Source organism: Flavobacterium sp. 38 (assembly GCF_057799715.1).
Genome location: NZ_JBYNWZ010000006.1, coordinates 106,257 through 121,186, shown reverse-complemented (window position 1 = coordinate 121,186; position 14,930 = coordinate 106,257). Strand labels below are relative to the sequence as shown.

Here is a 14,930-nt window from a genome sequence, read left to right as displayed (position 1 = left end):
ATAAAACCCATTCACAATATATCTGTTTTTAGATTCACCCTCAAAAACTTTTGTTTCTTTAATTAAAGCAACCCATTATACTTTCTAATAAACCACTCTGCAGTCAATAAAGCAACGATTAAAATCAACAACCAAACCCAGTCGATAATTGGTGTTTTATTTGAAATATTTTTCTCTATTGATTTGTAGTCTTTATTTTCTAAAAGTGTGTTAATCAAATGATCGGCTTGGTCTTCAAAGAAAGCTTTTCCTCCCGTTTGTTGTGCCAATTGCTGTAATTTGACAACATCCGGATTTACGAATTGTTTTTCGATATCAAAGTCTAAAATTTCAAAATGACTTGCGTATGAAGTATTTGAGTTTAATTCTTTTACTGTAAAGTTATATTTTCCTGCCGGAAGCCCTTCTAGATTTGCTGAGAAAGAATTGCTCCCTTTTAGTAAATCGTAATTTTTGGTTTGTTTCGTAGCTACATTAACAACGCTGATTGTTAATCTGGCTTTTTCGTCAAACTCGTAATTTTTATTGAAATATTGCGCGTTGATTATAATCTCTTCTCCAGAATTGTAAAAACTTTCATGAGTTACAACCAAAGATTTTTTTGAAGCCGACGATGCTAAGTATTGGATGATTTTATCAATGAAAACATCATATTTTTCAAAAGACTGATTGTCAACATGACTTTGCAAACGCCATTTCCAGCTGTTTTCTCCTAAAAGAAAAGCGGTTCTTCTCCCTTGATTTTCGGCGAAAGCCAATAAAGGCGCATTGGTAGAAACGTTTCTAATTTTTGAAGAAAGCAAAACTGATATGTTTCCGTTAGTGCTAATATTTCCAAACGGATTTTGTAAAGGCGGGAAATTTTCAAAACCGATATTATCAATTGCAAACAAATTAAAAGCTGATTGGAATTCGCTAAGAAAATCTTCTCGCTGATTGCTCATTTTGAAAACCAGATTGTTTTGCTGCTGATTTAAAAAATTGAAATCGGTGTTGTTTCCAGTTATAATAAAGGTGTTTGTTCCTTTTAATTTATTATTGTCAAAAATAGCTTTAAAAGCAGTTGTTGGCTGATACAAAACTAAAACAGAAACATCTTGTAATTCGTTAATTTGATTTGGTTTAACCAATATTACTTTACGTTGTGCATTAACTTCTATCGAACGTTTTAAAGCCGCAATATCCGGATGATTTATAGCCGAAACAATTGCAATAGTCGATTTTTGATCGATAATTTCTACTGCAAAGTTTTTGATGTTATTATAGCTGTTTTTTTCTTTTGCAGAAGACTGAATGCTTGCTTTATAAATCTGCAATCCAACTTTATCTGCTGGCAGCAATAAATTTAATGAAGCTGTTTTTTTTGAAGGAGAAAAAGAAAGTTTTTCTTTTGCTATAACTGTATTTCCCTGCGAAATGGTAAATTCTGCATTTGCAGTTTTGTCTCCGGCATATTGCAGAAAAACTTCAACAGGAAATTTATTTTTATGAAACGCGTATTTATTTACGTTGAGCTGATTGATTTTCAAATCAAAAAAAGTGGTTGTATCTCCCACAACCAGAGGATAAACTTTATTGACAGGATCAAAACCGTATACATAATCGTTTCCTGTAGTTTGATTTCCGTCGGTAATAATAACAGTCGGGAAAATCAGATTTTTGTTGATGCTTTTTAGATTTTTAGCAACTTCGTCTAAATTGGTCTGACTTCCTTTGAAATCAAATTTGTCTGAAGTTTTAAAATCGTTGTCAAATTGATAGGATTGAATATCAAATTTTTCTTTTAAAGCAGGATTCGAAACCAGTTTTTGGTACAATTCAACCGCTTTTTTATCTGATTTTAAGGCAACAATAGAACTCGAATTATCGACCACAACTGCCAAAGGCGTTTTGGTAATTTCGAGCGAGTTTTTAGAAATAATCGGGTTGATCAATAAAACCAGCAGTCCGAAAATGGCTAAAAAACGTAAAAAAGCCAAAAGTATCATCACATTGGATTTACTTTTGGCTTTATAAAAATATTGAAAATACGACAAACCACCAGCAATTACTAAAGAAAGCAATAATAAAAGAATCGTGTTTGTAGTCATGTATATTTTAGTTTATTGTTTTGAGTTTATAGTTTTGAGTTGCTGAACAATAAACAAAAAACCATAAACAATTAACTTATTAAGTAAGCATTCCTCCGCAAACGTTAAGAACTTGCCCTGTAATGTAACCGCTCATGTCTGAAGCTAAGAAAAGACAAGCATTTGCAACGTCTTCTGTAGTTCCTCCACGTTTCAATGGAATACCTTCTCTCCATCCTTTTACCACATCTTCACTTAATTTTGCAGTCATTTCAGTTTCGATAAAACCTGGAGCGATTGCGTTGCAACGAATGTTACGAGAACCTAACTCAAGAGCTACAGATTTTGTAAATCCGATTGCACCTGCTTTAGACGCTGCATAATTGGTTTGACCTGCGTTTCCAGAAACTCCAACAACAGAACTAATGTTGATGATTGATCCTGCTCTTTGTTTTAAGAAAGTTTTCTGAATCGCTTTTGTCATATTAAAAACCGATTTCAAGTTTACATCAATTACTTGGTCAAAATCTGCCTCAGACATACGCATTAACAAATTGTCTTTTGTGATTCCAGCATTGTTGATTAAGATGTCAACAGTTCCAAAATCTGCTAAAACAGCGTCAACAAAAGTTTGAGCTTCGTTAAAATCTGCTGCGTTAGATTGGTATCCTTTCGCTTTTACTCCTAAACTATTTAATTCTGCTTCTAAAGCTTCTGCAGATGCTGCAGATGAGCTGTATGTAAAAGCAACGTTTGCTCCATGTTTAGCAAAAACTTCTGCAATTCCTTTTCCAATTCCACGGCTTGCACCAGTAATAATTGCAACTTTTCCTTCTAGTAATTTCATATTAAGGTATTCGTTTTATTTTTTGAATTACAAATATAGATTATTTGAGCGTTTAATAAAATTTGTAATATAAAAAATGGCTTAGAATTTTCTATCTGCTAAAAACAAAAAAACAGCCCATATAAAATGAGCTGTTTCCCCCAAAATAAAAAAACCAAAACTAAAAACTTAAATGCGAACAACAATTAAATAATTTACTGTTCTTATTCCTCTTTTTCTTCTCTATCCTCGTTAATCTTATTATAAACGATACAACCTATTTCAACTATTATTGACAGATATAGATAAGGTCTTAAATATTCATAGAAATATTGATTTATAATAAGAAGAACAATTCCCCAAAAGAAAATTGCAATAAACGCTGGCGTTAAAACTTTTTTAATCATAATTATTGATAATTTTAAAAGTTCACTAGAAATTTTGCCGAATAAAAAGCAGCTCAAAAAAAAAATGAGCTGCTTTTTCTAAAATAAATATTATCCTAACTAATTATTGGAATGCGTAAGTAGTTATTCTAAAACTGCTTGATGCTCCGGCAAAAGTGTAGATTGTGTTTGTGTAAGTTATTCTAAAGCTTTCTTTAGTAACATATAAACCTTTTGGATCCATTAATTTATCATCAAGATTTTTAACTAAAGGATCTGCAGCGATAACCGAAGTACCGTTATGCCACAATGAGTGTTTTAAAATAATTGTTTTATTAACTGCATCTTCTGTAACGGTTGCTCTATGATAGACAGTTGCTTTTCCTCCTGTAAAACTGTACATAATGTCTACAGTACGATTGTTATAAAAAGTAAATTGAACTCTATTTACTTTTGCTGCTGATGCACTGTTAATTTCATTTAGCAAATATTTACACAATTGCGAGTTTGTTGGAGCATCAACTAGATTTGCCGCAATATAGCCATAAGCTGTAGATGGAGCTCCTGCTGCTGGCAATGTTACTTTATAATCATCTGTAAGTCTCGGTGGCGCATTCGTATATTTAATTGTTGCGCTTACTCCATCTTTTCCTGTAGCAACAAAAGTATTTGTAGCACTATCATAAATGAAATCGGTAAGTTTCTGCCCTTTAACTTCTAAAGGAAGTTTTGAATACGCCCCTAAAGGATTAAATGATAATGCAAGGTCATAACTTGTATTAACACCAGTTTCTAAAGAATAGCCTGTACCAAAACGAGCACTAGGATTATAACTAAAATCATAGTTTTTAGTAGTTGCACCATCATTTATTGCTAAAATTCTAAATAGTGGACTGTTCATGTCTCCAGTAATAGCTTTGATAATTGGAATATTGCCCGACAAATCTGCCCAATCTTTTGGCGTAGCTTTTACAAAACGAAGAAAATGGCTATTTCTATTGGTTCTAAAAATAATATCCCCATTTTTTTGTCCATAGTAGTAAAACTGGAAATCTCCTAAATATCCTTTCGCAAGAAGTCCTGCTGTTGGATAATTACTCGCATCAGACAAAAGATGGATTCTATTCTGAGTAGTAAAAACTAAACTCGGAGCACTTCCAACCTGCATTTCGTATTGGCTTTGATATATTTTTGTGTCGATCTCACCGTCTTTACCTGTAAAGTCTGATGCCATATCTACTTTTCCGCCTGGCAAAAATTTAAATAAATGTGTCCAGCCTCCTAATTGTGTACTATCAGTATAATAAACAGCTTTCCAACCGTCTGCAGACGAAAGCAACAAATCGTTTAATTCTTTTTGACGCCCGCTTAATCGATCCGTAGCATTTTGATCAAATTTTGCATCTATTTCAGGGCTTGAACATGATCCTAAAAGCAAGGCTGCAAAAGCGATCATTAAGCACTTATATATATATTTTACTTTCATAATATTGATTTTTATAAAAATTTATTGTCCTTAATTGTTTATTACAGCATCGGTATTTTTTTGGGCTTCGTCTCTTAATGCGTAAAAGTCTATATTGAAAGAATCTTTATAATATTTAACCACTAAAGCTTCTTTTGCTTTAATATTAGCTTTTGCATTAGCGTCTGTTACACTTGCTAAAATTGCATCATACTCTGCTTTTGAGCTGGTTAAGATTGTCGCAGCAGTTTCTGCAAAATCTTCATATATATTTAATCTCGCATAACTAGTAATAAAACCAAGTGATCTAGAAGTCGATATTGCCTCTACATACCAGCTAGTAGTATATCCAGACGGCGTTAATTTTGCCCAAGCTTGCTCGTCAAAAGGTTTGGTCTGGTTTAAAATGTGTACATATTCGTGCTGAATGGTGTGAATGAATTGCGTTACACTTGCTCTGCTCTTTTTGTTAAGATTATCAACTTGAAAAAGAGATACTCTTTGACCAGCTTCTGCAAGTCCAAGTGTTACCGTACCATTTGTATTTAAGTTTACTCCTCCCACAAGTACAAATTCTCTTGGGGCAATTTTTTTTACGAAATCTGCTCCTCCAATAGTGCTATAGCTATCAATCCAGATTTTCTTTACCACTTCCATTGCTGGCTGTACTTTATCTCCTTTCGGAGGGTATAAATATCTATTTTCGTCTACCAAATTCTGGTTCCATTCGTAATAAACATTGATATTGTAAGGATTTAAGAAATTTGTGCCAATCCAATTGTCCAATTCTGTTTTTTCTGGTGTAGAAAAATCTAACTGGCTTTCTTTTGGCTGATCTTCTTGTGCACAAGATGCAAGCAATAAGGCGCCTGCAAGGACTACTGTTTTATATGTTTTGAATATCTTCATAATACTTTCTAATTAAAAATTTACCTAGGATTTTTTTCAATACCATTATCTGAAGCTCTAAGCGGTATTTGTAATGCTCTTCTTTTATCGTCTTTTTCTAGAACATTATTTTTTACCACTTTTCCAAATTCAAGTGTATTATGTGTAACTACAAGATTAAATCGTTTAATGTCAAACCATCTCAAGCCTTCACGGATAAAATCTCTTCTTCTTGCTTCTGCAATTGCTTTGATATACGATTTTTGAAGATCTGATAATTCATAAAATGGAGTGAACTCGTTTTCAACAACTGGGAATTTAGCTGTAATAATTGCTTCATTCAATAGATCTGTTGTCGCACTATATCCTGAAGTTCTAGTTCCTAAGAAGTATCCTAATTCTGTATTCACTTCAGCAATTCTGTTTTTCATTACTAATGCTTCAATACGATTCAAATACATTTCATCATTACTAAACAATACAGAACCAGTATAAGGCTCCCCTGTACGAGATGTCAAATTGGTGTATTTAAAATACTCATAAAGCTTCGGAACAAATACATTGACACCTCCAAAATATTGACCATTTGGTCTAATTAAATGAGGTTTTGCCCACACGTTAGTTTGCGTTCCAAATATTTCATCAGATCTATTTCCAGGAAGCGCAAACCTGTATGCTGCAGATCTGTTCGCTATTGAGTTTGGATAAGCAACCAATAAATTTGTTTCTTGTTCAACTCTTGAATATTCAATTGGCATTTGAGCAAAAGCTACAGCATTAAAAGCAACATAATTTCTAATTTTTGTCGGTTTAGAACCAAGTCCTTCAGAATATTCCAACACCTTATCCCAATCCCCTTTAATTAAGTAAAAACGACATGCAAATGCTTTAGCAGCTTCAACTGTAAAGTGATATTTTGGCTCTTTATATTCACTTGTAATGTATTTCATTCCTTCATTAATATCTTGCTCAATAAAGTCGAATACTTCTTTAACAGTGTTACGTTTATATTTTACCAATAGTTCCGTTTCTGGTTTAGTGATATATGGAACTCCCAAATCTGTACCTGCGGTTGCTGGATTATAACGATTTGACCATAATGAAACTAGCATAAAATGATTGTAAGCTCTTGCTATTAATGCTTCTCCTTTTTGCGGATTCAAACTAGCCTGACCACCTAATTTTTCAATAGCGTCTAAAGCCAGATTCGCCGCAGCAATTGATTCATATGACGCTATCCAGAATGCATTTTCGCTATCCGTCCCGATTTGGCTCTGCATTTCCCAGTTGTAACTCTCCTCATTAATGATACTCACAGATTGTTTTGATTCTGTATCATAGACATTATCCGACATTACTTCCGCAATCGGAAAATAGGATCTGTTCGGATAAGCAGTAACTAATAATTCTGATATTTTTTCTGGAGTATCTATCTGTGTTCTATTATCTGGCACTTCTGAAAGAAAATCATCACAACTGCTAATCGTAATCAGTAATAATAATGACAGTGCTATTTTTATATTTTTCATAATCAATTTAGTATTAGAATGAAATATTAATTGCAAAAGTATATTGAGCCGTAATTGGGAAAGCTACCCCTCCTGTGTTACGGAATTCAGGATCTTGTCCGTTTAATTTTTTATCTGAATAAATCAGCCAAGGATTAACCGCCGAACCTTTCAACGTAAAAGTTGATAATCCTAATTTTCTCTTATAATCACTTGGAAATTCCCAGCTTAAAGAGATGTTTTTTAAACGTACAAAATCACCACTTGCAATTCTAGCATCAGAGAAATTATAAGTATTATAAGCAATCTGTAAATCGCTTGCTCCATAATTTCTGTTCAATAATTTATCTGCAATAACAGGAACGTTGGTATAATTTTCATCTCCTGGGCTAATCCATCTGTTTGCAAAGTCTTTTGTAAATACTGTTTGATCTGTATATTTGTTGCTATACACAGGGTTTAATCTTACTTTGTTTCCTCCAGATCCTACAACAAATACATACAGCGACCAGCTTTTATAAGTAAATGTGTTAGCAAAACCAATAGATTTATTAGGCTCAACAGATCCCTCATATTTCAAATACTTGGTTACATCATTTGTATCTTGAAAATCTGCCTCTGTGATATTGTTCTCTGCTCCATCTTGTAAAATAAAAGTCGGAAGTCCTTCATTGTTCAAACCTGTAAATTGATAAGAATATAATGAGTTTCTAGGATGTCCTACTGTATTTCCTCCATTTGTAGCAATTAAATCAAAGACTGCAGGCTTGTTAGCCAATTTTGTAATTTTTTGATCGAAAACAGAAAAGTTAACCGTAGTAGACCATTTAAAATCTTTTGAAACTATGTTTTGAGTAGTAAAACCAATTTCAAGACCCTTAGTTTCCATGTCTGCATTGTTACCTTGCTTGATAGATTCTCCTCCAACTCCTGATGTAATAACATAATCGATCAAATCGAATGCTTTACGACGGTAAATATCTGTTGTAAACTGAACTCTATTTCTAAACATTCCAAGATCAACTCCAATATTGGTTTCATACTGTTTTTCCCATGTCAAATCTTTATTTTGCAAATCTTCTATACGAATCGCATTCTCTCTATCTCCAACTGCAAAACGGTCTGTGATAAAACTTTTAAAAATTGCCAATGAGTTTGTTGCTGGCCCAGCTGTTGCTGTTAAACCATAAGATGCTCTAAGTGCCAATGTGTTAATAGGCTCAACATCTTTCATGAAACTTTCTTCTTTAACATTCCATTTACCACTCACAGTATAAGTAGGCAACCATCTAGAAGAACCAGTATCTCCTTGTCTGTTAGATCCGTCATAACGGCCAGTAATAGAAGCTGTATAACGACGATCGTATGTATATCCGACTTTACCAAAGAAACCAACCGTACGCTCTCTTTCTGCTCCAAATTCGTAGTAAGAATTTCCTTCATTCACCAATTTTTCAATCAATTTAGGATCAACAAAAGAAGTAAGACCCTTTTCGAATTGAATACCTGCAGCAGTAAAGTTGTCATTATTTCTATCTACAGATCTAAACTCTGTTCCGAAGAATCCTTCTAATTCATGTTTTTCATTGAATGTATTTCTGTACGTAATACTGTTTCTAACATTGTAAGAAGTCATATCGTTAGTGAACTTTCTTAAAAACCCTCCATTTGGCAATACAGAAACTTTAGGTGCCGTTAAATCATTTGGATTTTGATATAAGAACACATTGTCTTTCTGAATTTGAGTATTTAAAGTTTCACCTACACCCGCGTTATAAGCACCTACTACATTTGAACCTTCGTAGATTTTATGCTCTCTTGATGTATTAGCATAACGCGCTGAAGCTGTCAGGTTGTAACTTAAATTTTTATTGATTTTATAATCTAAATCAGCTTGAAAACGAATATCATTCACTTTAATATCTAAAGTATTATTTTCCAATTCGTTAAGAATATTCATTGGAGCCCAGTTATTTTGGTAATATTCTAGGTTTCCGTTATCATCATAAGGTCTTAACGTTCTGCTTGTACTCAATACATAATTGAATGGGTTGATGTCAAAATCTCTGGTTACTTTACCAAATACAAGGTCATTTTTGCTATCGTAAGCACCAGGAGCATCTTGATCACGCATCGACCCCAAAGTTGATAAAGTAATATTTAATTTATCATTGATGTAGAATGTACCTTTAATGTTTGCTGATAACTGTTTTACATTATCTGCTACAGTCCATCCTGGATCTGTATAATAGCCTAGAGAAGCATAAAAAGTATTATTTTTTCCACCTCCAGAAAAGCTTAAAGAGTGATTTTGAGTAATTGATGGTCGAAACAAAACTTTAAACCAATCGGTATTAGCTAATTCATATTTTTGTAAAAATTGATTGATATATGGCTGTTCATTTCTAATTCCAAACTGGCCATTAGAAGTATCATACAAATTGATCTGTTTTGCCAAAATACCATATACACCACTAAATCTAGCTGTTAAGGAAGAACTTTGATCTAAATAACCTTTGGTTCTCATTTCTTGAAAAACACTCATAGATTCTTGAGAATTCAAAATATCAAACTGCGTATAACTTGGTACGGTTCTAACTGTATTTTCTACAGAATAGTTAATTTTTAGAGGAGAATCTCTTCGTCCTTGTTTTGTTGTAACAACTACAACTCCATTTAACGATCTTGAACCATAGATTGAAGTAGCCGATGCATCTTTAAGAATTTCAATACTTTGAATATCATTTGCATTTAAACCTGCAACTGCAGAACTCAATAATGTTGCCGAGTTTCCAGAAGCTAAATCTGCAAATGTAACATTGATAATATCTTCTTGAACAACACCATCGATAACCCATAATGGCTTGGTATCTCCAAAGATAGAAGAAGAACCACGAACGGTAATTTTTGGAGTAGCACCAAAAGATCCTGTAACGTTTTGTACAGTAACTCCCGCCGCTTTTCCTTCAATCATTCTACTCACATCTACAACACCATCAACTTTTAATTCTGCACCAGAAATTTTACTGATTGCTCCAGTAAATGTTCTTTTTGAAGTTTTTTCGTAACCCGTTGTAACTACAACTTCTTTAAGGTTTTGTCCCGCTTCTGTTAAAACTACAGTCGGCGTAGGATTATCAATTCCAATCTCTTTAGTTTCCATACCAACATAAGAAATAACCAAACGGTTTACGTTAGCAGGCATTTCGATAGAAAAGTTTCCATCAAAATCTGTCAATACAGCAGTTTTTGTACCTTTTGCCATAACCGTAGCACCAGGAAGAGGCGCTCCAGATTGATCTGTAACTTTCCCTTTGATAATTGGGCCGAAAGTTAAAATTTCGAACAAAGAATCATGATTATTAGCACTAGAAAAAGAAACAGCACTTTTTTGGAGCACAATCTGATTGCTTACTTCTGAGAAAGTAATATTAAAGGGAACCAATATTCTGCTCAAAATACTTGACAGAGTTTCTTGGGTTGCTTCTATACTAACCTTCTCTCCTAGTTGCGGAAGTCTTGAGTTATAAGAAAATTTTACATGAGCAGACTTTTCAATTTTTGATAAAGCATTGTCTAAAGTTAGGTTTTCAACTGTGATAGTTACTTTAGTATCTAATTTTTTCTGCCCATTTACATTATTTGCGAGAGTAACGCTTGAAAATACAAGCGCTAACACAAACTGAAACAGCGTTATTTTCATGATTTGGTGAAGTAATCGTTGCTTGACAACAGGTTTTTTCATAATTTTGGTTTGTTTTGATTAATACTATTCGAGTGTATTTTAAGAAACATCATAAAGTACGCTTTACAGAGCGTAATTTATTCAGATTTAAGTGTCGATAATGTTACAGCATTCTCGGCACTTTTTTTATGTATTCATTTTTTACATAGGCAGTTACAAATTATTTTTAGTTTTATTAATTAGTTAATTTTGGTTTCTATTTTAATCGAATTTCGAACTCTAGTTACAGCCAGAAGTCGTAATTACGATTTGATTTCCATTCATTTCATAATTGGTATCGTTGCCAATACTTTTACAAATTATTTTTAGCTTTTCCGCCAAAGGCTGATCGCTTAAAGAAGTGGTTAATCGGCAATCTTTCAGTTTATCGTGCGGAAAATCGATGTCTACTAAATACGCCTGCTCGATAGTTTCAAGAATTTGTTCTACCGGAATATCAGTAAATTCAAAGCTTAACTGTTCAATATTTCTAACACTATTTACTAAAATCGGATCTTCAGTAATATTGGTTATTTTATTAAACACTAATTCTTTACGAGCAAAACGCAATGCCTGATTCGGTAATAAAACAATCTCTCTGTTTTCCGAAGTACGAACTAAATCATTGGATTTTACCTTAACTTTACCGGTGCGAACTAAAACTTCAACGTTTTGCTGGTCTGGATAAGCTTTAATTCTAAAGCTTGTGCCAACAACTCGAGTTACAATTTCGTTAGCGTAAACAAAAAAAGGCTTTTTAGGATTTTTACTAATTTCAAAGAAACCTTCGCCGGATAAATACACCTTTCTTTCGTTTCCGGTAAAGATTTTAGGGTAACTTAATTTACTATTGGGCTGTAATAAAACCGAACTTCCATCAGATAAGGTAATGATCTGCGATTTTTCAGAATTGTTGGTCTGCTCCACCAAACCTTCATCATTATCATGAACCAGTTCGTTGTAGGTAACAACATTGTCAGTTGTTATAATGTTATTTTTAAAAAACCAGATAGAGAAAACACCAACGAGAATAGCCGCTGCCACCCCGCTGATCCAGTATCTCTGCAATTTTAGTTTTTTGATTTTTGAAGCTTTTAGAGAAAGCTCTTCTTTTTGTTCAATTCTGCGCCAAGTTTCCTGTAAGGCTTCATGAACTTCATTTGAAGATAAATTAGATTCTGGAACTCGCATCGCCAACAGCACAAGCCTTGCATCTTCTACAAGTTTGGCTCTTTGACGATTTTCCAAAGTCCATTCTTCCCAGCCTTGTTCATCAATTTTAGATAGAATCCATAATCGAAAAGATTCATCGGCTAAAAAGTCTTCTATTTCAGTATAATTGTTACGTTTTTGCATCACACTATTAGGGTTACAAAAACATAGAGGACAGTTTTTTTATTATATACTCACCTATTTAAGATTTTTTTTTGATATTTTCTTAAATTTTTAAAAAAGCCCTGAAGATATAAGGACTAGAAGCGGAATACTGCCTTTCCATTCTTTACGAAGACTCAGTAGCCCGCGATGCAAAAGATTACTCGCAGACTGATAATTTACGTCTAATAAATCTGCTATTTGATCTACGCTCAATCCTTGGTGGTAGCGCAAATACAAAGCTTCTTTCTGACGGCCTGGCAAATCGTTTAGTAATTTATTCAAAAGCAAAACACGTTCGGCTGTTACTTCGTCTTCAACCAAATCATTTTCTATAGAAAAATCAAAAAGAAATTCTAAAACATCGGTAGTTGTTGTTTTTCTAAACACATGATCTCTTTCATGCAGACGCGCAATTCTCTTTCTAACGCTAGAAAGCAAATAGGCCTTAACAATAACATTATCTTGCAGAGAGCCGCGATAAAGCCAGATATCTTCAAAAACATCTTGAATACAATCCTGCACTTTTTCAGCATACGGGCAAAGCGAATTACCGTAACTGATTAAGTCTCTATAGTATTTTTCAAAAAGCAGAGAGAATGATTTCTCATCACCGTTCTTCAGATTATTCCACAAAATGAAATCGTCTAAAACCTTGTTCTTTAAAATTTGGCTCATAGAAAAAGTTTTGGGGGCTTAAGTATCAAAATTTTTTAAGAGACTTCTTAAATAACATGATTCCAGCAATTAAATTATATTTCAAAATTTTGATCTTTTAATTAAATCGAATGAATGGAAACACTTAATTTAACAAAAAATAAACAAGTGTTTTACATTCCGTTTAATTTAGCTCAAGCAAAAAGATTCAAATTTTTAACATTATTTTTTGTTTTTGTGTGATAAATATAGAAAAGCAAATAATCAAAACCCAATTAATTACAAAAAATCGTAACTTTTTCTAAATTTATCAGTATTTGCCCTTCATTTTTTGATTAAACTTAAATTTACTATAATTTAAATTTTAATTAACCAATTCGAGTTTAGCTATTTTAGTTTTCCATTTAAAACATCCTATTACAAAAAAAAGTTTTTAGAAACTTAAAGTTTATCCCAATAAAAAAGCCCCACTAAAAACAGTGGGGCTTCTATTTTATTTTTGCTTTAACTTAAAAAGCAACATTCCATCTTGGCAATTTACCATTCTCATTTAAGAAATTTTGCAAAACCTGTCCTTCAACAGCAGTTGGAATTGCTTTTACATCTCCAGCAAAAGTTTCATACCATACTACTTCAAGCTCAGAAATGTTTTCTAATTTCATTTGAGCAGGCCAAGAATATTTTCTTCCTGTTTTAGCAAACTGATGTCCGTTTACGATTTTGTCGTATAGTCCGCCATTTTTGCTTTTTAAAGTTCCGTCATTCTGAACAGTTCCTGTAGAACCAACCATGATCAGTTCTTTTGCATCACCTTCAACAGCGTAAACAACAAAAATTCCTGCGCTTCCTTCTGGAGCGTTGCAAGCTTCTTCTAAACTATCGTTTACAGTAAAAGTAAAACTATTTGTTGATTTAAATTTTTCTAATTCTTTGTACATATTTCTTTTTTAAGCTTCTATCCCGATAGCTATCGGGACTGAGGTAATAGAAGCTAAGTTTTTAGTTTTTATACCTCAGTATTTTTAAATGGAAAAAAGTCTCAACAAAATATTGAGACTTTTCTGGAATTTGTTATTTTGAATATTTGGAGATTATCCTAATACTTCTTTTACTTTTTTACCAATTTCAGCTGGTGAATCAACAACGTGAATTCCGTTGTCTCTCATGATTTGTTTTTTAGCAGCAGCAGTATCATCAGAACCACCAACAATAGCACCTGCGTGTCCCATTGTTCTACCAGCAGGAGCAGTTTCTCCAGCGATAAAACCAATAACTGGTTTACGGTTACCGTCAGCTTTTACCCATCTTGCAGCATCAGCTTCAAGTTGTCCTCCGATTTCACCAATCATGATAATTGCTTCAGTCTCTGGATCGTTCATTAATAATTCAACAGCCTCTTTAGTTGTAGTTCCAATAATTGGATCTCCACCAATACCAATAGCTGTAGTGATTCCTAAACCTTGTTTTACAACTTGGTCAGCAGCTTCATAAGTTAAAGTTCCAGATTTAGAAACGATACCAACTGTTCCTTTTTTGAAAACGAAACCTGGCATAATACCAACTTTAGCTTCACCTGGAGTAATTACACCTGGACAGTTTGGACCAATTAATCTTGAATTTCTTTCTTTAACATAATTATTTGCTTTAATCATATCTGCTACAGGAATTCCTTCTGTAATAGCAATAATTACTTTAATTCCAGCATCAGCAGCTTCCATAATTGCATCAGCAGCAAAAGCTGGCGGAACAAAAATGATAGAAGTATCAGCACCAGCTTGATCAACAGCATCTTTTACTGTATTAAAAACTGGACGATCTAAATGGCTAGTACCACCTTTTCCTGGAGTTACACCTCCAACAACATTAGTACCGTACTCAATCATTTGAGAAGCGTGGAAAGTTCCTTCGCTCCCTGTAAATCCCTGAACAATTATTTTGGAATCTTTATTAACTAAAACACTCATGATATATATTTTATGTAGTTTTTAAATTTGTGTTGCAAAAATAAGGTTTTGTAATGTATTTTGCCTCTT

11 protein-coding genes are annotated in these 14,930 nt (G+C 33.3%); all 11 read right to left on the bottom strand.

All coding sequences use genetic code 11. The features are described from left to right. Positions 1-62 precede the first annotated feature (62 nt). Positions 63-2,090 carry a hypothetical protein gene (locus AC3E9W_RS15950; RefSeq protein WP_488769110.1) on the bottom strand — a complete coding sequence of 676 codons (2,028 nt, stop codon included), beginning with the start codon at positions 2,088-2,090 and terminating at the stop codon, positions 63-65. 79 nt (positions 2,091-2,169) lie between these two features. Beyond that, entirely contained in the window at positions 2,170-2,916 is a 747-nt protein-coding gene (fabG, locus tag AC3E9W_RS15945) for a 3-oxoacyl-[acyl-carrier-protein] reductase (RefSeq protein ID WP_488769109.1), read from the bottom strand. A gap of 203 nt (positions 2,917-3,119) precedes the next feature. After that, a complete protein-coding gene (locus AC3E9W_RS15940) occupies positions 3,120-3,302 on the bottom strand; it encodes a hypothetical protein (protein ID WP_488769108.1) in 183 nt (60 codons plus the stop codon). Positions 3,303-3,405: 103 nt separating this feature from the next. After that, complete coding sequence (locus AC3E9W_RS15935) at positions 3,406-4,767, bottom strand: DUF4302 domain-containing protein (RefSeq protein WP_488769107.1); 1,362 nt, start codon at positions 4,765-4,767, stop codon at positions 3,406-3,408. 30 nt (positions 4,768-4,797) lie between these two features. Then, on the bottom strand, positions 4,798-5,655 hold the full coding sequence (locus AC3E9W_RS15930) for a zinc-binding metallopeptidase (protein ID WP_488769106.1): 858 nt from the start codon (positions 5,653-5,655) through the stop codon (positions 4,798-4,800). Between the two features lie 20 nt (positions 5,656-5,675). Next, on the bottom strand, positions 5,676-7,163 hold the full coding sequence (locus tag AC3E9W_RS15925) for a RagB/SusD family nutrient uptake outer membrane protein (protein WP_488769104.1): 1,488 nt from the start codon (positions 7,161-7,163) through the stop codon (positions 5,676-5,678). Between the two features lie 13 nt (positions 7,164-7,176). After that, positions 7,177-10,887, bottom strand: a complete 3,711-nt coding sequence (locus tag AC3E9W_RS15920; RefSeq protein ID WP_306155208.1) for a SusC/RagA family TonB-linked outer membrane protein — start codon at positions 10,885-10,887, stop codon at positions 7,177-7,179. 219 nt (positions 10,888-11,106) lie between these two features. Beyond that, positions 11,107-12,222 (bottom strand): FecR family protein, encoded by a 1,116-nt coding sequence (locus AC3E9W_RS15915; protein ID WP_488769103.1) that lies wholly within the window; start codon positions 12,220-12,222, stop codon positions 11,107-11,109. Between the two features lie 90 nt (positions 12,223-12,312). Beyond that, on the bottom strand, positions 12,313-12,918 hold the full coding sequence (locus AC3E9W_RS15910; RefSeq protein WP_488769102.1) for an RNA polymerase sigma factor: 606 nt from the start codon (positions 12,916-12,918) through the stop codon (positions 12,313-12,315). Between the two features lie 488 nt (positions 12,919-13,406). Continuing rightward, a complete protein-coding gene (locus AC3E9W_RS15905) occupies positions 13,407-13,835 on the bottom strand; it encodes a hypothetical protein (RefSeq protein WP_488769101.1) in 429 nt (142 codons plus the stop codon). A 153-nt stretch (positions 13,836-13,988) separates the two neighbouring features. Next, positions 13,989-14,861, bottom strand: a complete 873-nt coding sequence (sucD, locus tag AC3E9W_RS15900) for a succinate--CoA ligase subunit alpha (protein WP_057118027.1) — start codon at positions 14,859-14,861, stop codon at positions 13,989-13,991. Between the last annotated feature and the right edge of the window lie 69 nt (positions 14,862-14,930).

Bases quoted from the DNA above. Each gene is read 5' to 3' on its own strand.
- AC3E9W_RS15950 (WP_488769110.1), bottom strand. From the start codon at position 2,090: ATGACTACAAACACGATTCTTTTATTATTGCTTTCTTTAGTAATTGCT.
- fabG (WP_488769109.1), bottom strand. From the start codon at position 2,916: ATGAAATTACTAGAAGGAAAAGTTGCAATTATTACTGGTGCAAGCCGT.
- AC3E9W_RS15940 (WP_488769108.1), bottom strand. From the start codon at position 3,302: ATGATTAAAAAAGTTTTAACGCCAGCGTTTATTGCAATTTTCTTTTGG.
- AC3E9W_RS15935 (WP_488769107.1), bottom strand. From the start codon at position 4,767: ATGAAAGTAAAATATATATATAAGTGCTTAATGATCGCTTTTGCAGCC.
- AC3E9W_RS15930 (WP_488769106.1), bottom strand. From the start codon at position 5,655: ATGAAGATATTCAAAACATATAAAACAGTAGTCCTTGCAGGCGCCTTA.
- AC3E9W_RS15925 (WP_488769104.1), bottom strand. From the start codon at position 7,163: ATGAAAAATATAAAAATAGCACTGTCATTATTATTACTGATTACGATT.
- AC3E9W_RS15920 (WP_306155208.1), bottom strand. From the start codon at position 10,887: ATGAAAAAACCTGTTGTCAAGCAACGATTACTTCACCAAATCATGAAA.
- AC3E9W_RS15915 (WP_488769103.1), bottom strand. From the start codon at position 12,222: ATGCAAAAACGTAACAATTATACTGAAATAGAAGACTTTTTAGCCGAT.
- AC3E9W_RS15910 (WP_488769102.1), bottom strand. From the start codon at position 12,918: ATGAGCCAAATTTTAAAGAACAAGGTTTTAGACGATTTCATTTTGTGG.
- AC3E9W_RS15905 (WP_488769101.1), bottom strand. From the start codon at position 13,835: ATGTACAAAGAATTAGAAAAATTTAAATCAACAAATAGTTTTACTTTT.
- sucD (WP_057118027.1), bottom strand. From the start codon at position 14,861: ATGAGTGTTTTAGTTAATAAAGATTCCAAAATAATTGTTCAGGGATTT.